We start from the raw sequence: 18303 nt of genomic DNA, 5'->3' as shown, positions 1-18303 counted from the left end.
CAAAAATCAGACGCACACCGTCCAGGACTCTTGCGAGAACCTGCGGCGGGGCAACCTGCAAAAACTTACCGGGTCTGATCCGGCCCGTCAACTTCGGGGCCGATCTTCGCTGGTGTCGGTCACGCCCTGGCCCCGACGTCAGGTCTTTCGACCAGGTGGGGGGCCGCATCGGCGCGACAAGAAGTACGTTAGCAGCCTCCCCGCAGGAGGACCAAACCGGGGCGTCAACGACGCCGCAGGGGCGCCGCGGGCCGGTAGGTGGAGACCGTGGGATCACCCGTGGACCAGTACCGCCACGGGCGGTCCGCCGCCTGCCGCAGACCCACGCGCGGCCCCGTGGACACGTCGTCGGGAGGCTCCCCCAACGACAGGGTGACGGCGCCGCCGACGAGGTCAGCACCGTCGTGGGTGAGTTCGATGCCGAGGGCCCGGCAGAGCCGGGCGGGCCCGCGCGCCAGGTCCCGGTCCTTGCTGCGCGGGCGGCGTTCGCGGGCCAGCTCGACGCCGTCGACGATCTCCCCCGCCCGGACCAGCACAGCGCTCGGCGTCCCCTCCGGTCCGCAGACGACGTTGCAGCAGACGTGCATGCCGTAGGTGAAGTAGCAGTAGAGGTGACCGGGCGGGCCGAACATCACCTCGGTACGCGGGGTGCGGCCGCGGTAGGCGTGGGAGCCGGGGTCCTCGGGACCGGCGTACGCCTCGACCTCGGTCAGCCGGACGGCGACGTCGCCGTGTCGGAGCACGGCGTTCAGCAGCAGCGGCGCGACCTCGAGGACCGGGCCGGAGAGGACCTCGGACAGCTCAGCCAAGCCGGGCACGGTGGGCGTCGACGATGGCGGTGAGCTCGCCCAGCTGCTCACGGACCCGGGCCGGAGCGGTGCCGCCGCGGCCGTCGCGCGAGGCGACCGAGCCCTCGGCGGTGAGGACCTGGCGCACCTCGGGCGTGAGGGCCGGCGAGATCTCGGCGAACTGGTCGTCCGTGAGCTCGTCGAGCTCGATACCGAGCTCCTCGCAGCGGCGCACACAGGCGCCGGCCACCTCGTGGGCAACCCGGAAGGGCACTCCTTCGCGGACCAGCCACTCGGCGATGTCGGTCGCGAGGGAGAAGCCCTGGGGTGCGAGCTCGGCCATCCGGGCGCCGTCGAAGGTCAGGGTGGCGACCATGCCCGTGAACGCCGGCAGCAGCACCTCGAGGGTGTCGACCGAGTCGAAGACCGGCTCCTTGTCCTCCTGGAGATCGCGGTTGTAGGCGAGCGGCAGCGCCTTGAGCGTGGCCAGCAGCCCGGCGAGGTTGCCGATCAGGCGGCCGGCCTTGCCACGGGCGAGCTCGGCGATGTCGGGGTTCTTCTTCTGCGGCATGATGCTCGACCCCGTCGACCAGGAGTCGTGGAGCGTGACGAACCCGAACTCGCGGGTCGACCAGAGGATGACCTCCTCGGCGAAGCGGCTGACGTCGATGCCGATCTGGGCGGTGACGTAGGCGAACTCCGCGACGAAGTCGCGCGAGGCGGTGCCGTCGATCGAGTTCGCGCTCGAGCCGGTGAAGCCGAGCTCGGCCGCGACGCCCTCCGGGTCGAGGTCGAGGCTGGAGCCGGCCAGTGCACCGGAACCGTACGGCGAGTCGGCGGCCACGCGGGCGTCCCAGTCACGGAGCCGGTCGACGTCGCGCAGCAGGGGCCAGGCGTGGGCGAGCAGGTGGTGGGACAGCAGCACCGGCTGGGCATGCTGCAGGTGGGTGCGCCCGGGCATCACGACGTCGAGGTGGTCGCGCGCCTGCACGCTGAGCACCTCGACGAGCGCGAGCACCTGGCCGGCGATCACGGCGGCGTGGTCGCGCAGGAAGACCTTGAAGAGCGTCGCGATCTGGTCGTTGCGGCTCCGCCCGGCGCGCAGCCGGCCACCGACGTCGGCGCCCACCTCGTCAACCAGCAGCCGCTCCAGGGCGCCGTGCACGTCCTCGTCCGAGGGGTCCGGCAGGAGCGTGCCGGCGTCGTACCGCTCCCCCAGCACCGTGAGCCCGCGCAGGAGCTCCGCGTGGTCGGCGTCGGTGAGCAGACCCGCCCGGTGCAGGGCGTTGGCGTGGGCGCGCGAGCCCGCGAGGTCGTACGGCGTGAGCCGCCAGTCGAAGTGGGTGGATCTCGAGAGCGCGTCGAGCTCGGGCGACGGTCCGCCCGCGAAGCGACCGCCCCAGAGCTTGCCGGTGTTGGTCTCCCCCGCTGTGTGCTCCGCCATCAGTCGGTCCCGAACTCCATGGCCGCGTTGTCGAGGGCCACGTCCCCGGCGTCGCGCTCCGCGGCCGGGTTGCGGGTGATCCGGTCGGCTCCCCCGGCCTCGATCTCGCCGAAGAGGGTGCCGTTCTCGACGAGGACCTGGCCCTGGTCGAGCGGCTGCGCCGCGTACAGCTCGAGCTTGGAGCGGGAGTCGGCGATGTCGAGGTTGCGCATCGTGAGCTGTCCGATCCGGTCGACCGGACCGAAGGCGGCGTTGTCGGTGCGCTCCATCGAGAGCTTGTCGGGGTGGTAGGAGAAGGCCGGGCCCGCGGTGCGCAGGATCGTGTAGTCCTCGCCGCGCCGCAGCCGGAGCGTGACCTCGCCGTTGACCAGTGAGGCGATCCAGCGCTGGATGGACTCGCGCAGCATCAGCGCCTGCGGGTCCAGCCAGCGGCCCTCGTAGAGGAGCCGGCCGAGCTGACGGCCCTGAGCGGTGTAGTTGGCGATCGTGTCCTCGTTGTGGACCGCGTTGACCAGCCGCTCGTAGGCGATCCACAGCAGCGCCATGCCCGGCGCCTCGTAGATGCCGCGCGACTTGGCCTCGATGATCCGGTTCTCGATCTGGTCGGACATGCCCAGCCCGTGCCGGCCGCCGATCGTGTTCGCCTCGTGGACCAGCGCGACCGGGTCGGTGTACGTCGTGCCGTTGATCGCCACCGGCCGGCCGGCCTCGAAGCGGATGGTGACGTCCTCGGACGCGATCTCGACGGACGGGTCCCAGAACTTCACGCCCATGATCGGCTCGACGGTCTCGAGCGAGACGTCGAGGTGCTCGAGGGTCTTGGCCTCGTGGGTGGCGCCCCAGATGTTCGCGTCGGTGGAGTACGCCTTCTCCTTGCTGTCGCGGTAGGGCAGGTTGCGCTCGATCAGCCACTGGCTCATCTCCGTGCGGCCGCCCAGCTCGGCGACGAACGCCGCGTCGAGCCACGGCTTGTAGATGCGCAGCTCCGGGTTGGCGAGCAGCCCGTAGCGGTAGAACCGCTCGATGTCGTTGCCCTTGAACGTCGAGCCGTCGCCCCAGATGTCGACGCCGTCCTCGTGCATGGCGCGGACCAGCATCGTCCCGGTGACGGCGCGGCCGAGCGGCGTGGTGTTGAAGTAGGTGCGGCCGCCGGAGCGGATGTGGAAGGCGCCGCACGCCATCGCGGCCAGGCCCTCCTCGACGAGCGGGGTCCGGCAGTCGACGGCGCGGGCGATCTCGGCGCCGTACTGCATGGCCCGGGCGGGTACGCCGCTGATGTCGGGCTCGTCGTACTGCCCGATGTCGGCGGTGTAGGTGCACGGCACCGCACCCTTGGCGCGCATCCAAGCCACCGCAACCGAGGTGTCGAGACCCCCCGAGAACGCGATGCCCACCCGCTCGCCGACGGGGAGTGACGTCAGGACCTTGCTCACGTGGTGCCTTCCTTCTGCTGCTGATGATGGGTACCGGCCAGGGCGAGGAACCGGCGGGCGAGCTCGTCGCCACCCTCCGGGTCACGGCCGATGACGAGAACGGTGTCGTCGCCGGCGATGCAGCCGAGGACGTCGGGGAACTCGGCCTTGTCGAAGGCCGACGCGAGGAACTGGGCGGCGCCGGGCGGCGTGCGCAGGACGACCAGGTTCGCGCTGGCCTCGGCGCTGACGAGCAGCTCGCCGCAGAGCCGCGAGAGCCGGTTGGCCGCGGCGACGGTCTCGCCGGGCGCGGCGGGGCGGCGGTCGCCGCCCTCGGCCGGTACGGCGTACACGAGCGACCCCGAGGGGGCCCGCACCTTGATCGCGTCGAGCTCGACGAGGTCCCGCGAGAGCGTCGCCTGGGTGACCCGGACGCCGCCCTCGGCCAGCAGTGACGCCAGCTCGGCCTGGGACCTCACCTCGTGGTGGGTCACCAGCTCGACGATCCGCTGGTGGCGGGCGTTCTTGGTCGGCGGGCGCAACGCGGAGTCGTTCACGGGTGCGCCTGCTCCAGGAGGAAGGCGATGATCGCCTTCTGTGCGTGGCGGCGGTTCTCGGCCTCGTCCCACACGACGCTCTGGGGGCCGTCGAGGACCTCGGCGTCGATCTCCTTGCCGCGGTAGGCCGGGAGACAGTGCAGCGCGATGGCGTCCGGGTTGGCCCGCTCGAAGAGGGCGGTCGTCAGGGAGTACGGCGCGAAGACCTCGGCGCGGGCCGCGGCCTCGTCCTCCTTGCCCATCGAGATCCAGGTGTCGGTCACGACCACGTCGGCGCCCGTGACGGCGGCGACCGGGTCGGGCTCGAGGACGGCCGAGCCGCCCGTCGTGGCGCCGATGGCGGCGGCCCGCTCGACCATCTCCGCCGACGGCGCGTAGCCCTCGGGCGAGCTGATCCGGACGTGCATCCCGGCGGTGGCCCCGGCGATCAGCCAGGAGTTGCCCATGTTGCAGGCACCGTCGCCGACGAACGTCGCGGTCAGCCCGGCCAGCGACTGCTTGTGCTCTCGGATGGTGAGCAGGTCGGCGAGCAGCTGGCAGGGGTGGAAGTCGTCGGTGAGCGCGTTGATCACCGGCACGCCGGAGTGCTCGGCCATCTCCTCCAGGCGGGCCTGGGCGTAGGTGCGCCACACGATCATCGAGGCCTGGCGGCCGAGGACCCGGGCGACGTCGTGGACCGACTCGCGCACACCGATGCCGGCGAGGGCGCCGTCGACGAGCATCGGGAAGCCGCCGAGCTCGGCGATCCCGGCCGCGAACGACGACTGCGTGCGCAGCGTCTGCTTGTCGAAGATCATCGCCACGGTCCTCGGGCCGGCGAGCGGCTTGGCGTCGTACGGCGCGTGCTTGAGCTCGGCGGCCAGGTCGAGGACCCGGGCCTGCTCGGCCGGGGTCAGGTCGTCGTCGGCGAGGAAGTGCCTGATGTGGGGGGCACTCATGCCATCGCCTCGTCCAGGATGCCCGGCCAGGCCGCCAGGAACGCGTTGGCGTCGTCGACCGTGAGCACCAGCGGAGGGGCCAGCCGGATCCGCTTCGGCGTCGGGTTGTTGACGATGAAGCCGGCTCGTTGTGCGGCAGCGACGACAGCGGCCGACGCGTCGGTGGAGAGGTCGAGCCCGATCAGCAGGCCCTCTCCCCTGACCTCGGTGACGCGCGGGTCGGCGGCCAGGCCGTCGCGGAGCTTCTGGCCGAGCACGGTGACGTGCTCGAGCAGGTCCTCGTCCTCGATCGTGCGGATCACGGCGAGCGCGGCGGCGCAGGCCACCGGGTTGCCGCCGAACGTCGTGCCGTGGTTGCCGGGCTCGAGGAGCGTGCCGGCGTCGCCGAGGCCGATGCAGGCACCGATCGGGAAGCCGCCGCCGAGCCCCTTGGCGACCGTGACGATGTCCGGTGTCCCCAACCCGGACGTCGCAAAGCTGAACCACCGACCAACCCTCCCCATGCCCGACTGCACCTCGTCGAGCCAGAGCAGTGCGCCGTGGTCGTCGGCCACCGCGCGGGCAGCCGCCAGGTAGCCCTCGGGAGGCACGACGACGCCGGCCTCGCCCTGGATCGGCTCGAGCAGGATCGCCGCCGTCTCGTCGGTCACCGCGGCAGCAAGCGCGTCGACGTCGCCGTACGGCACGAACGTGACGTCGCCGGGCAGGGGCTCGAACGGTGCGCGGTACGCCTCCTTGGACGTCAGGGCGAGCGCGCCCATGGTGCGCCCGTGGAAGCCGCCCTCGGCGACCACGACGTGGGTGCGGCCGGTGCGGCGGGTCAGCTTGAAGGCGGCCTCGTTGGCCTCGGTGCCGGAGTTGGTGAAGAACACCTTGCCGCCGCCGGGGCCGACGCCGAGGAGCTCGAGCAGCTTCTCGGCGAGCTCGACCTGCGGCTCGCTGGTGAAGAAGTTCGAGATGTGGCCGAGCGTGCCGAGCTGGGCGGTCACGGCCTCGACCAGCGCCGGGTGAGCATGGCCGAGGGCGTTGACGGCGATGCCGCCGAGGAAGTCGACGTACTCCTTGCCGTCGGCGTCCCAGACGTGGGCGCCCGCACCGCGGGTGAGGACCAGCTTCGGCGGGCCGAAGGTGTTCATGAGAGACGCGGCGTACCGGTCTTGATAGTTCACTGCGAGTCCCTCGCCTTCCGGGTCTTGGTCTCCACCCCGGGCAGCACCTGGGTGCCGACGCCCTCGTTGGTGAAGAGCTCGAGGAGTACGGCGTGCGGCTCGCGGCCGTCGACCACGGTGGCCCGCGGCACGCCGTTGCGCACGGCCTGGAGGCAGGCGCGCATCTTCGGCACCATGCCGCTTGCGAGCGTCGGGATGATCTCCTCCAGCGCCTCGGGGCTGATCTCGCCGATGACGTCCTCGGAGTTCGGCCAGTCGAGGAAGAGGCCCTCGACGTCGGTGAGGACGAGCAGCTTCTCGGCCTCCAGAGCGACCGCGAGGGACGCGGCGGCCGAGTCGGCGTTCACGTTGTGGATCACGCCGTGGACGTCGGGCGCGACGCTCGAGACGACCGGGATCCGGCCGGCCTCGATCAGGTCGAGCACGGACTCGGGGCGGACGTGGGCGACCTCGCCGACCAGGCCGAGGTCGACCTCCTCGCCGTCGACGATGGTGCTCGCGGGCTCGGCCGTGAAGAGCCCGGCGTCCTCGCCGGAGCAGCCCACCGCCAGCGGGCCGTGCTCGTTGATCAGCCCGACGAGCTCGCGCTGCACCTGGCCGACGAGGACCATCCGGACGACGTCCATGGCCTCGGGCGTGGTGACCCGCAGGCCGCCGCGGAACTCCGACTCGATGCCGAGCCGGTCGAGCATCGTCGAGATCTGGGGACCGCCGCCGTGCACGACGACCGGGCGGAAGCCGGCGAAGCGGAGGAAGGCGATGTCCTCGGCGAAGGCCCGCTTGAGCGTGTCGTCGGTCATCGCGTTGCCGCCGTACTTCACCACCACGATCTTGCCGTGGTAGCGCTTGAGCCAGGGCAGCGCCGCCGCGAGCGTGCGAGCCTTCGCCTGGTCCGGCTTGCTGGTGTCGAACTGGCCGGAGCTGGAGTCGTTCATGAGGAGTACGCGCTGTTCTCGTGGACGTAGGCGTGGGTCAGGTCGTTGGTCCAGACGGTCGCCCGCTCGGACCCGGCCTTGAGGTCGATGGTCACGCTGACCTCGCGCGGCTTGAGGTCGACGGTGTCGGGGTCGGCGTGCGGCGTCGACTGCTTGCACACCCAGACGCCGTTCATGGCGACGTCGAGGTCGGCCGGGTCGAAGGCCGCCTCGGTGGTGCCGATGCTGGCCAGCACCCGGCCCCAGTTGGGGTCGTTGCCGAAGACCGCGGCCTTGAAGAGGTTGCTGCGCGCGACGCTGCGGCCGACCTCGACGGCCTCGGCCTCGGTCGCGGCGTTGAGGACGGTGATCGCGATCTCGTGGTCGGCGCCCTCGGCGTCGCGGAGCAGCTGCATGGCGAGGTCGGTGCAGGCCTGGGTGAGCGCGTCGGTGAAGTCCGGGAGCGAGGGGGTGATCCCGCTGGCGCCGCTCGCCATCACCGTCACCGTGTCGTTGGTGGACATGCAGCCGTCGGAGTCGAGCCGGTCGAAGCTCACCGACGTCGCCGCACGCAGTGCGACGTCGAGGTCGGCGGCCGGCACCACGGCGTCGGTCGTGAGGACGACCAGCATCGTGGCGAGCTGGGGAGCGAGCATGCCGGCGCCCTTGGCCATCCCGCCGATCGACCAGCCCGCGCCCTCGACGACGACCTGCTTGCTCACCGAGTCGGTCGTCATGATCGCCTCGGCAGCCTGCTGCCCGCCGTCGGCCGCGAGCGCGTCGTACGCCGCGTCCGCCCCGTCGAGCACCTGCTGACGGGGGTTGGTCAGCCCGATCAGGCCGGTGGAGCAGACGACCACGTCGATGGCGCCGATGCCGAGCCGCTCGGCGACCTTCTCGGCGACCGCGTGGGTGGTCTGGAAGCCCTCCGGGCCGGTGTAGCAGTTGGCGCCACCGGAGTTGAGGAACACCGCGCGGACGGTGCCGTCCTTGACGACCTCCTGGCTCCAGAGGACCGGGTTGGCCTTGCAGCGGTTCGAGGTGAAGACGGTGGCGGAGTCGTGGGTCGGGCCGTCGTTGACGACGAGCGCGACGTCCTTGGCTCCGGTGGACTTGAGTCCGGCGGCGACGCCGGCGGCCCGGAAACCCCGGGGTGAGGTGACGGTCATTTCTTCTTGGTCTTCCTGGGTGGCTTGACGGGGATGGCGAGGGCGACGCTGTGCCCTCGTCGTCGCCAGGCCTCGGCCGCCGTCTCGGCGGCGGTGACCGGCACCAGGAACCAGTTCGTGTCGTGGGTGGAGATCGTGAAGACGCTGATCCCCTCCTCGGCCAGGGGTGCGAGCAGTTCGGCCAGGACGCCGGCGACGTTGTTGTCCAGCTCCCCCATCACGGCGAACGCCGTCAGTCCCTTGGCCCCGACCACCTTGGTCGGCACGCTCCTGCCGGCGCACACCAGCGAGGTCTCGGTCGCGGTGGCGGTGATCGAGAAGAGCGACGACGACTCGGCCCAGGTCGGGATCTCGGCGCCGGGCGGCAGCTTGATGACCGCGAGCTTCTCGGGGAACTGCTGGAGCGTGTACGAGGGCAGGTCGGGCAGACCCAGGACCTCGGTGGGCCCGTCGGGGGTGTCGGTGCTGTCGGTCATGGTGCGATCCCTACGGAGCTGAGGCCCAGGCCTTCGTCGAGGCCGAGCGCGAGGTTCATGCACTGCACGGCGGCGCCGGCGGTGCCCTTCGCCAGGTTGTCGACGGCGCCGACGGCGACGAGTCGGCCGGCGTCCTGGTCGACCGTCACCTGGAGGTGCACGGCGTTGGAGCCGGTCACGGACTTGGTCTGGGGCCACTGGCCCTGCGGCAGCACGTGCACGAACGGCTCGTCGGCGTACGCCTTCACGTAGACGTCGTACGCTTCGTCGGCCGTCACCTCTCCCCGCAGAGGGGCCGAGCAGGTGGCCAGGATCCCGCGCGGCATCGGCACCAGCAGCGGCGTGAAGCTGACCTTCACGGTGCCGTCGACGAGGCCGGAGAGGTTCTGGGTGATCTCGGGCGTGTGCCGGTGGGTGGCGACGCCGTACGCGCTGGCGTTGCCCATCACCTCGCTGCCGAGCAGGTGCGGCTTCGCGGCCTTGCCGGCGCCACTGGTGCCCGAGGCGGCGACGACCACGACATCGGGCTCGACGAGCCCGGCGGCGATCGCCGGCGCGAGGGTCAGCGTGGAGACCGTCGGGTAGCAGCCGGGTACGGCGATCCGGGTCGCGCCGGTGAGGACCGCGCGCTGGCCGGGCAGCTCGGGCAGGCCGTAGGGCCAGGTGCCCGCATGGTCACCGCCGTAGAACCGCTCCCAAGCGGCCGGGTCGGCGAGCCGGAAGTCGGCGCCGCAGTCGACCACCACCACAGCTGGGTCACGCTCGCCCAGCTGGGCGGCGATCGCGCCGGACTGGCCGTGGGGCAGCGCGAGGAAGACGACGTCGTGACCCGCGAGGGTGTCGATCGTCGTCTCCTCGAGCACCCGGTCGGCCAGCGGCACGAGGTGCGGCTGGAGGGCGCCGAGCGCCTGGCCCGCGTTGGAGGCACCGGTCAGGGCGCCGATCTCGACCCCGGGGTGGGCCAGGAGCAGGCGCAGCAGCTCGCCCCCGGCGTACCCGCTGGCGCCGGCGACCGCGACCCGTTTCGTCGTCATATGCATGACTATACAGAGTCTTGCATGTTCATGTGCACTGGGTCTCCCGACTCCGGCGGTTCCCAGGGGCCGGATAACCAGATGTCGTCCGCCGGTGGCCCGGTCTAGGTTCCCCATCATGGCAAGACTGGCGTTCGACGGCTACCTGACCCACCTGCGCGACGAGTCCGCACGCTTCCGGGCGGTGCTGACCGACTGCGACCCCGAGGCCCGGGTCCCCGGCTGTCCCGAGTGGACCGCCGCCGACCTGCTGTGGCACCTCGCCGGGGTGCAGCGCTTCTGGGCCACGATCATCGGCACCCGTCCGGCGGGCCCGGGCGAGCACGACGAGCTCGCGCGGCCGGCGACGTACGAGGAGATGCTCACGGCGTACGACGACCACTCCGCGGCGCTGGTCGCCGAGCTCGAGGCGGCAGACCCGGCCGAGGTCGCCTGGTCGTGGGCGCCGGAGCAGACCGTGGGATTCACGTTCCGCAGGCAGGCCCACGAGGCGCTGATCCACCGCCTCGACGCCGAGCAGACCGCCGGGCAGGTCACGGCGCTCGACCCGGAGCTGGCCGCCGACGGTGTCGACGAGGCGCTCGCGGTGATGTTCGGCGGCAAGCCGGCGTGGGGCTCCTTCTCCGGACTCCCCCACCACGTGCGGGTCGACATCGCCGACACGGGTGAGTCGGTCTGGGTGCAGCTCGGCACCTTCAGCGGCACCGACCCGGAGAGCGAGCAGAGCTACGCCGACGAGCCGGACATCGACGTCGTCGTCGACCCGGGCACCGAGCCCGACGCCGTGGTCTCCGGCGCGGCCGGCGTGCTCGACGCCTGGCTGTGGCGCCGCGGCGACGACGCAGAGATCGCCGTCACGGGTGACCGGGGCATCTACGACCGGTTCCGGGAGGCCGTGAACCACCCGATCGACTGAGTGGCGCGGGCGGCGGGCAGGCCGTTGCGGCCTCCGGGCTGGTCGAGACCTGCTGCCGGTTCGTCAGCTCCGTCGGACGGCACCGGTCCGCTCGGCGGCGAGCGCGACGGCCGCATCGCGCGCGGCCGCCGTCTCCTCCTCGGTGAGGGTGCGATCGGTGGCTCGGAACCGGAGCGCGAACGCGAGCGACTTGCGCCCCGCTCCGACCTGGTCGCCGGTGTAGAGGTCGAAGAGCCGGATCGACTCCAGCAGGTCGCCCGCGCCCGCGCGGAGCGCGGCCTCGACATCGGCCGTCGCGACGGCGGCGTCGACCACGAGGGCGACGTCCTCCTTCGCCAGCGGGTACGTCGAGAAGTCCGGGCCCGGCGTGACGTCGCGGGCGTGCTGCATCAGGAGGTCGAGGTCGATCTCCACGGCGGCGCTGCGCGGCGGCAGGCCGAACGCCTGGCAGACCTTCGGGTGCAGCTCGCCCGCGTGGCCGAGCTCGACCCCGCCGACGCGGACCTGGGCGCAACGGCCCGGGTGCCACGGCATCCGCGCGGCCGACACGACCTCCACGTCGACGCCGAGCTCGGTGCCGAGACGCCGGACCAGGCCGATCGCGTCGGCCCAGCCGGCCTCGCGTCCCGCACCCCACCAGCCGGCGCGCTCGCGCTCACCGGCCAGCACGACGCCGAGGTGCAGGGGCTGCTCCGGGATCGCCTCGAAGAGCTTGGCGAGCTCGCTGTCGCTGGGTCGCCGGTCGACGCCGTAGATCGGCGCCGGGCCGCGGTCGACGGGGAACGCGACGGTGCCGGTCTCGAAGAGCGACACCCCGCCCGCGCCGCGGCCGATGTTGCGGGCGGCGGCCTTGAGCAGGCCCGGCAGCAGCGTCGTGGTGTACGACGGCTCCTCGCTGGACAGCGGGTTCGCCAGCCGCACGGTGCGCCGCAGCACGTCGTCGGCGGGCAGGCCGAGGGCGTCGAACGCGGCGTCGCCGACGAACGGGAAGCTGATCACCTCGACGCATCCGGCACCGGCCAGGGTGCGGCCGACCCGGCGGCGCAGGCGCTGCTCACGGGTCAGCCCGCGGCCGGCGGCCTCGCGCGGCAGCACGGACGGCACCTGGTCGTAGCCGACGATCCGGGCGACCTCCTCGACCAGGTCGAACGGGTCGGTGAGGTCGGGCCGCCACGGCGGCGGGGTCGCGGTGACGCCGGTGTCGCCCTTGTCGAGGGTGCACCCGACGGCCTCGAGGTTGGTGACGGTGACGGCCGCGTCGATCGGCATGCCGGTGACGCGGGCGGGCAGGTCGTAGGCCATCGCGATCGAGGGCTGGCGGGGCGGGGTGCCGACCACCGTGACGCCGGGGTCGACCGTGCCGCCGCCGTGGGTCGTGAGCAGCTCGACGACGCGGTCGGCCGCGGCCTCGGTCACCGTCGGGTCGGCTCCGCGCTCGTTGCGCTTGCCGGCCTCGGAGGTGAGCTTGTGGCGCTTGCCGGTGCGGAACATCGACGTGGCGTCCCAGTGGGCGGCCTCGACCAGCACCGAGGTGGTCGTGGCGGACATCTCGGTGGTCTCGCCGCCCATCACGCCGCCGAGACCGATGATGCCGGAGTCGTCGGTCACGACGAGGTCCTCGACCGACAGCGCGCGGTCGACACCGTCCAGCGTCGTCAGCCGCTCACCCTCGCGAGCGCGGCGCACCCGGATCGGGCCGGTGAGCTTGTCGGCGTCGTAGCCGTGGATCGGCCGGCCGATCTCGAGCATCACGTAGTTGGTGACGTCGACGGCGAGCGAGATCGGGCGCATCCCGGCCTGGGTGATCCGGCGGACCATCCAGTCGGGGGTCGGCGCCGCCGGGTCGAAGCCGGTGACCTTGCGGGCCACGAAGACCGGGCAGCCGACCGGGTCGTCGACGACGACCGGGTAGCCCTGGTCGTTGGCGGCCGGCACGGCACGCTCGGCCGGGTCGCGGTACGGCGCACCGTAGGCCAGCGCGGCCTCGCGGGCCACGCCGCGCAGCGAGAGCGCGTAGGCGCGGTCGGGGTTGATCTCGAACTCGATGACCTCGTCGCGCAGGCCGAGGACCTCGAACGCGTCCTGCCCGGGCTCGCCGGCGTCGGCCGGCAGCACGATGATGCCGTCGTGGTCGTCGCCCAGCCCGAGCTCACGGGCGGAGCAGATCATGCCGGCGGACAGGTGGCCGTAGGTCTTGCGCGCGGAGATCTCGAAGTTCCCGGGCAGGATGCCGCCGGGCAGGATCACGACGACGAGGTCGCCGGGCGCGAAGTTGTGGGCGCCGCAGACGATGCCCTGCGGCTCCCCCGTCCCGTTGGCCTCGCCGACGTCGACGGTGCACCAGTTGATCGTCTTGCCGTTCTTCTGCGGCTCGGGCTCCATGGTGAGCACCCGCCCGACGACGAGGGGACCGGTGATCTGGTCGCCGGGCTTCTCGATCGCCTCGAGCTTCAGGCCGAGCGCAGTGAGCCGCGCGGCGAGGTCCTCGGTGGTGACGCCGTCGGGCAGGTCGACGTACTCCCGGATCCAGGAGACAGGGGCCTTCATGTCGTCAGAGTTCCGTTCCGAATGCGGTGGTGAAGCGGATGTCGCCCTCGAAGAGCTCGCGCAGGTCCTCGATGCCCTGGCGGAACATGAGCGTGCGGTCGATGCCCATGCCGAAGGCGAAACCGGTGTAGCGCTCGGCGTCGACGCCGCAGGCGGTGAGGACGCGCGGGTTCACGACACCGCAGCCACCCCACTCGATCCAGCCCTCGCCGCGGCAGGTGCGGCACGGTGCGCCGTCGAGCACGCCGGCTCCACGACAGACGAAGCAGACCAGGTCGACCTCGGCGCTCGGCTCGGTGAACGGGAAGTACGACGGGCGGAAGCGGGTGTTGATGCCCTCGCCGAACATCGAGGCGGCGAAGTGGTCGAGCGTGCCCTTGAGGTGGGCCATGGTGATGCCCTCGTCGATCGCGAGGCCCTCGACCTGGTGGAAGACCGGGCTGTGCGTGGCGTCGTACTCGTCGGTGCGGAAGACCCGCCCCGGGCAGACGACGTAGATCGGCGGCGTGCGGGTCAGCATGGTGCGCGCCTGCACCGGCGAGGTGTGCGTGCGCAGCACGAGGTGGTCCTCGGGCGGGTCGGTCCAGAACGTGTCCTGCATGGTGCGCGCCGGGTGGTCGGGGCCGAGGTTGAGCGCGTCGAAGTTGAGCCACTCGGCCTCGATGACCGGACCCTCGGCGACCTCCCAGCCCATCGCGACGAAGATGTCGGCGATCAGCTCGGAGCCGGTGGTGACGGGGTGCCGGGCGCCGGCGGGCACCCGGTCGGTCGGCAGCGTGACGTCGACGGTCTCCTCGACGAGCATCCGCTCCTCGTGCTCCACCTCGAGCACCGCCTGCCGGGCGGCGAGGGCCTGGTTGACCGCGCCGCGCGCCTGGCCGATCCGCTGGCCGGCCTCCTTGCGTGCCTGGGGCGGCAGTGCGCCGATCTCGCGGTTGGCGAGCGCCAGCGGCGACCGGTCACCCGTGTGGTCGATCCGCACCTGCTTGAGCTCGGCGAGATCCGTCGCGGCCGCGATCGCCGCGAGCGCCGCGTCGCGGGACGCGTCGACCTCCTCGGACTTCAACGGGGTGACCTCCACGGGGTCGTAATCGGTGTTCGGGCCCGACATGTCTGCCTCTCCAGCGCGCGTGCAACCCGGCAAGTCTAGGAAGGTCGCCACGTCGGGCGCGAACCGGTTCCCCGCGCGGACACCGCGGGCCACAATCGCAGCGTGAAGTCACCTCGTCTGGAGCGGACCGTCGCCCCGCCCGCGATCATCGTCGCCCTGGCATGTCTCCTCGGGGGTGCCGGTGCCGCCGCCGCCTTCGAGTCCGACACCGTCGGCAGCTTCTGGGGCGGTCTGTGGTGGGCGCTGTGCCTGATGACCACCGTCGGCTACGTGTACGGGCCGCCCGACACCGCCACGGCGACGGTCGTCTCGGCCGTCCTCATCGTGGTCGGCTTCGTGCTGCTGTCGCTGCTCAGCGCGACGCTCGCGGCGGTGTTCATCCGCACGGACGAGGAGCCCGCCGAGAGGCTCAGCACCGACCTCGAGCGGGAGATCCTGACCCGCCTCGAGGAGATCTCCCGGCGCGTCGAGGCACTGGAGAAGCGCCTCCCCTGACCCTGGTGCGCTAGGCCGGGCTGCTCGGCAGCGCGATGACGATCCGGGCGCCGCCACCGTCCGCGTCGCCGATGGTCACGCTCCCGCCGTGCGCCTTGACCAGGCCGTTGACCAGGTAGAGGCCCAGGCCGGAGCCGCCGCTCCCGCCGCCGGTCCAGAACTTCGTGAAGACGCGGGCCCGCAGCTCCGGCGCGATCCCGTCCCCCTCGTCCTCCACCGAGAGCAGGACGCCGCGGGGCTCGGACCCGGACGTCTCCAGGGCGATCCGGACGCTGCCGGACCCGTGGCGCACGGCGTTCTCGACCAGGTTCGTGACCACCTGGGTGAACTTGTCGGGGTCGACCGTGATCGTCGGCAGGTCGTCGGCGACGTCCAGGTCGATCGGGCGGCTGGTGCCTGCGGCCACCGAGTCGACGACGCGGCGCACCAGGACACCGGCGTCGGACGGCCGCGGGTAGAGCTGGAGACGCCCGGTGTCGATGCGGGCGACGTCGAGGAGCTCGGCGATCAGGCGGCTGAGCCGGTCGGAGTCGGCGCTGACCGTCGTCAGCATGAGCTTCTTCTGCTCGTCGGAGAGCTTGTCCCAGCGGTTGAGCAGCGCCTGGACGAAACCCTTCACCCCGGTCAGCGGTGACCGCAGCTCGTGGGCGACCGTGGCGACCAGGTCAGAGCGCTCGCGATCAAGGCGGGCGCGACCACGGCCCGACCGCAGGCTCACGGCGACGCGGTCGACGGGCTGGTCGAGCGCCGGCCGGTGGATCCGCGCGACGACGAGCACCTCGGTGCCGTCGGGCAGCAGCCACGGCTGCTCGGGTACGCCGGTGCGGGTGGTCAGCCCGTCGTACGGCTTGTTGGTCGAGCACCAGTCGTTGCCGTCCTGGTCCTGCAGCGCGAGGACGTCCTCGAGCGGTCGTCCCACCGCGTCGACGGCGGCCTCCCCGAGGAACCGGACGGCGACCTCGTTGATCGCGAGGACCCGGCCGTCGGCGCCGACCAGGACCACACCGTCGGCGAGCGCGTCGAGGTCGGCCTGGCTCACGCGCGCAGCCTAGTGGGCCCGGTGGGCGCGCGCGGACGCGTAGAGACAGAGCGCGGCGGCGGTCGACAGGTTGAGGCTCTCGGCGCGGCCGTGGATCGGGATCCGCACCCGGTGGTCGGCGAGCGCGGCCAGCTCGTCGGGCAGGCCCCAGGCCTCGTTGCCGAACAGCCAGGCGGTCGGGCCGGCCAGCAGTTCGTCGGCCTCGTCGAGGTCGACCTCCCCGGCGCCGTCGGCAGCGAGCACCACCAGGCCGGCGGCGTGGGCGGCGCGGACCGCGGCGGCCGGGTCGGGCTCGACCGCGAGCGGCAGGTGGAAGAGGCTGCCGACGCTGGCCCGCACCGTCTTGGGGTTGTAGGCATCCACGGAGTGACCGGCGAGCACCAGGCCGTCGGCGCCCGCGGCGTCGGCGCAGCGGATCACCGTGCCGGCGTTGCCGGGGTCGCGGACGTCGGCGCAGATCGCGACCAGGCGGGTGCCGTCGAGAACGTGCTCGACGGGCCGGTCGAGGAAGCGGCAGAGGGCGACCACGCCGGCCGGGCTCACGCTGTCGCTCAACGACGCGAGCGCCCGGTCGTCGACGAGGGTCCACCGCGGGGCGGCGGCTGCGAGGGCGGCGTACTGCTCGGTGGCGGCGGGGGTCGCGAAGACCTCGACCACACAACCGTCGACACCGAGGGCGCCCTGGACGGCCTTCGGGCCGTCGGCAAGGAAGAGCCGCCGCTCGGAGCGTTCCGAGCGGCGGCTGAGCTTCCGGGTCTCCTTGAGGCGGGCGTTGCCCGCCACCAGAGGAGTGTCGTGCGTCAGGCCGAGACCTTGGGCGCGTTGACGTCCTCGGGCAGCGCGGCCTTGGCGGTCTCGACGAGCGAGTTGAACGCCGCGACGTCGTTGACGGCCAGGTCGGCCAGGATCTTGCGGTCGACCTCGACACCGGCGAGGTTGAGGCCCTGGATGAACCGGTTGTAGGTCATCCCCTGGGCGCGGGACGCAGCGTTGATCCGCTGGATCCAGAGCTTGCGGAAGTTGCCCTTGTTCTTGCGCCGGTCGTTGTAGCTGTAGACCAGCGAGTGGGTGACCTGCTCCTTGGCCTTGCGGTAGAGCCGCGAGCGCTGACCGCGGTAGCCGCTGGCCCGCTCGAGGACGACCCGGCGCTTCTTCTGGGCATTCACTGCCCGCTTGACGCGTGCCACTGTTTACTCCTTGTTGCTTGTAAAGACGGGGTGCGGACGCCGGTCAGAGACCGAGCATCTTCTTCGCGCGCGGGACATCGGCCTTGGCGACCTCGACGGTGCCCGTGAGGCGACGGGTCACCTTGGAGGCCTTCTTCTCGAGGTTGTGGCGCTTGCCGGCCTTCTCGCGAAGGATCTTGCCCGACCCGGTCACCCGGAAGCGCTTGCTCGCACCGGAGTGCGTCTTGTTCTTCGGCATCTCAGCTCTCTCTTCTCGTCCTACTGGTCGTGGTCTCACCAGGCTCGACCAGCGAGTTGGTGCAACGGTCGGCGTGCCGACCGCGGGTCTCAGGCCTCGATCTCGGGATCGAGGTTCTCGGAGCGGCCACGCTCCTTCTTCTGCGCCACCGGTCCGGCGGCATGCGCGGCGTCGCGCTCTGCCTGCTCGTCGGCGACCAGGGCGGCGCGCTCGGCGGCCTTGGCGTCCTTCTCGGCCTTGAGGTCGACCTTGGCGTCGGCCTTCTTCTTGTGCGGGCCGAGCACCATGATCATGTTGCGGCCGTCCTGCTTGGGCGACGACTCGACGAAGCCCAGCTCCGTCACGTCCTCGGCCAGGCGCTGCAGCAGCCGGAACCCGAGCTCGGGACGGTGCTGCTCGCGACCGCGGAACATGATCGTGATCTTGACCTTGTCGCCGGCGCGCAGGAACCGCACGACGTGACCCTTCTTGGTCTCGTAGTCGTGCGCGTCGATCTTCGGACGAAGCTTCATCTCCTTGATGATCACGTTCGTCTGGTTCCGGCGGGCCTCGCGAGCCTTCTGGGCGTTCTCGTACTTGAACTTGCCGTAGTCCATGAGCTTGCAGACTGGCGGCTTCCCCTGCGGCGCGATCTCGACGAGGTCGAGGTCAGCCTCCTGGGCAAGCTTCAGGGCCTGGTCCGTGGGGACGATGCCCACGGTCTCCCCGTTGGGTCCAACGAGACGGACCTCGGGAACCCGGATCCGGTCGTTGATTCGCAGCTCGGTGCTGATGTGTCCTCCTGATGGCAATGTGGCCGGAGGTCCTTGCGGCTCGGCTCCCCCCGAGAGGGCGGTCCGAAATCGACAAAGGCTTCCGCTTGTCCAAGC

19 protein-coding genes are annotated in these 18303 nt (G+C 71.8%); 2 read left to right on the top strand and 17 right to left on the bottom strand.

The features are described from left to right. Window positions 1-224: 224 nt before the first annotated feature. From PD653B2_RS09125 to argC, 10 genes are read right to left on the bottom strand one after another with little or no spacing between them, the layout of a single operon-like run. Window positions 225-809, bottom strand: coding sequence for a DNA-3-methyladenine glycosylase (locus PD653B2_RS09125; protein ID WP_414689160.1), 585 nt, complete (start codon window positions 807-809; stop codon window positions 225-227). After that, window positions 802-2232 carry an argininosuccinate lyase gene (gene argH / locus PD653B2_RS09120; protein WP_085872049.1) on the bottom strand — a complete coding sequence of 477 codons (1431 nt, stop codon included), beginning with the start codon at window positions 2230-2232 and terminating at the stop codon, window positions 802-804. Before argH ends, PD653B2_RS09125 begins: the two co-directional genes overlap by 8 nt. After that, on the bottom strand, window positions 2232-3665 hold the full coding sequence (gene argG / locus PD653B2_RS09115) for an argininosuccinate synthase (protein ID WP_085872047.1): 1434 nt from the start codon (window positions 3663-3665) through the stop codon (window positions 2232-2234). Before argG ends, argH begins: the two co-directional genes overlap by 1 nt. Continuing rightward, entirely contained in the window at window positions 3662-4201 is a 540-nt protein-coding gene (locus PD653B2_RS09110) for an arginine repressor (protein ID WP_085872045.1), read from the bottom strand. The genes argG and PD653B2_RS09110 overlap by 4 nt, the downstream gene beginning before the upstream one ends. Continuing rightward, on the bottom strand, window positions 4198-5139 hold the full coding sequence (gene argF / locus PD653B2_RS09105; RefSeq protein WP_085872043.1) for an ornithine carbamoyltransferase: 942 nt from the start codon (window positions 5137-5139) through the stop codon (window positions 4198-4200). Before argF ends, PD653B2_RS09110 begins: the two co-directional genes overlap by 4 nt. Next, window positions 5136-6308, bottom strand: coding sequence for an acetylornithine transaminase (locus PD653B2_RS09100; protein WP_278247462.1), 1173 nt, complete (start codon window positions 6306-6308; stop codon window positions 5136-5138). The genes argF and PD653B2_RS09100 overlap by 4 nt, the downstream gene beginning before the upstream one ends. After that, on the bottom strand, window positions 6305-7243 hold the full coding sequence (argB, locus tag PD653B2_RS09095) for an acetylglutamate kinase (protein ID WP_085872039.1): 939 nt from the start codon (window positions 7241-7243) through the stop codon (window positions 6305-6307). The genes PD653B2_RS09100 and argB overlap by 4 nt, the downstream gene beginning before the upstream one ends. Next, window positions 7240-8391 (bottom strand): bifunctional glutamate N-acetyltransferase/amino-acid acetyltransferase ArgJ, encoded by a 1152-nt coding sequence (gene argJ, locus PD653B2_RS09090; RefSeq protein ID WP_085872037.1) that lies wholly within the window; start codon window positions 8389-8391, stop codon window positions 7240-7242. Before argJ ends, argB begins: the two co-directional genes overlap by 4 nt. Beyond that, on the bottom strand, window positions 8388-8867 hold the full coding sequence (locus PD653B2_RS09085; protein ID WP_085872036.1) for an ACT domain-containing protein: 480 nt from the start codon (window positions 8865-8867) through the stop codon (window positions 8388-8390). Before PD653B2_RS09085 ends, argJ begins: the two co-directional genes overlap by 4 nt. After that, on the bottom strand, window positions 8864-9907 hold the full coding sequence (argC, locus tag PD653B2_RS09080; RefSeq protein ID WP_242665207.1) for an N-acetyl-gamma-glutamyl-phosphate reductase: 1044 nt from the start codon (window positions 9905-9907) through the stop codon (window positions 8864-8866). The genes PD653B2_RS09085 and argC overlap by 4 nt, the downstream gene beginning before the upstream one ends. 112 nt (window positions 9908-10019) lie before the next feature. Here argC and PD653B2_RS09075 point away from each other — a divergent pair, with 112 nt between their 5' ends. Next, window positions 10020-10817, top strand: a complete 798-nt coding sequence (locus PD653B2_RS09075) for a maleylpyruvate isomerase N-terminal domain-containing protein (protein ID WP_085872032.1) — start codon at window positions 10020-10022, stop codon at window positions 10815-10817. A 63-nt stretch (window positions 10818-10880) separates the two neighbouring features. Here PD653B2_RS09075 and pheT read toward each other — a convergent pair whose 3' ends face one another. Next, complete coding sequence (pheT, locus tag PD653B2_RS09070) at window positions 10881-13364, bottom strand: phenylalanine--tRNA ligase subunit beta (protein WP_085872030.1); 2484 nt, start codon at window positions 13362-13364, stop codon at window positions 10881-10883. Between the two features lie 4 nt (window positions 13365-13368). Continuing rightward, window positions 13369-14475 carry a phenylalanine--tRNA ligase subunit alpha gene (pheS, locus tag PD653B2_RS09065; protein WP_085872029.1) on the bottom strand — a complete coding sequence of 369 codons (1107 nt, stop codon included), beginning with the start codon at window positions 14473-14475 and terminating at the stop codon, window positions 13369-13371. Between the two features lie 102 nt (window positions 14476-14577). Between pheS and PD653B2_RS09060 the strand changes: the two genes are divergently transcribed. Continuing rightward, window positions 14578-14970 carry an ion channel gene (locus PD653B2_RS09060; protein WP_085872028.1) on the top strand — a complete coding sequence of 131 codons (393 nt, stop codon included), beginning with the start codon at window positions 14578-14580 and terminating at the stop codon, window positions 14968-14970. A 10-nt stretch (window positions 14971-14980) separates the two neighbouring features. Here the strand turns inward: PD653B2_RS09060 and PD653B2_RS09055 are convergent, their stop codons facing one another. From PD653B2_RS09055 to infC, 5 genes are all read right to left on the bottom strand, one after another. Beyond that, window positions 14981-16009 carry an ATP-binding protein gene (locus tag PD653B2_RS09055; protein ID WP_123061224.1) on the bottom strand — a complete coding sequence of 343 codons (1029 nt, stop codon included), beginning with the start codon at window positions 16007-16009 and terminating at the stop codon, window positions 14981-14983. Window positions 16010-16018: 9 nt separating this feature from the next. Further along, entirely contained in the window at window positions 16019-16792 is a 774-nt protein-coding gene (locus PD653B2_RS09050; RefSeq protein WP_414689159.1) for a TrmH family RNA methyltransferase, read from the bottom strand. Window positions 16793-16809: 17 nt separating this feature from the next. After that, entirely contained in the window at window positions 16810-17196 is a 387-nt protein-coding gene (gene rplT, locus PD653B2_RS09045; RefSeq protein WP_085872025.1) for a 50S ribosomal protein L20, read from the bottom strand. 43 nt (window positions 17197-17239) lie between these two features. Next, complete coding sequence (rpmI, locus tag PD653B2_RS09040; RefSeq protein ID WP_085872023.1) at window positions 17240-17434, bottom strand: 50S ribosomal protein L35; 195 nt, start codon at window positions 17432-17434, stop codon at window positions 17240-17242. A gap of 89 nt (window positions 17435-17523) precedes the next feature. Then, a complete protein-coding gene (gene infC / locus PD653B2_RS09035; RefSeq protein WP_085872022.1) occupies window positions 17524-18225 on the bottom strand; it encodes a translation initiation factor IF-3 in 702 nt (233 codons plus the stop codon). Between the last annotated feature and the right edge of the window lie 78 nt (window positions 18226-18303).

This window comes from Nocardioides sp. PD653-B2, from assembly GCF_002117935.1.
Lineage (GTDB): Bacteria > Actinomycetota > Actinomycetes > Propionibacteriales > Nocardioidaceae > Nocardioides.
This window is presented reverse-complemented; position numbering and strand designations above follow the sequence as displayed.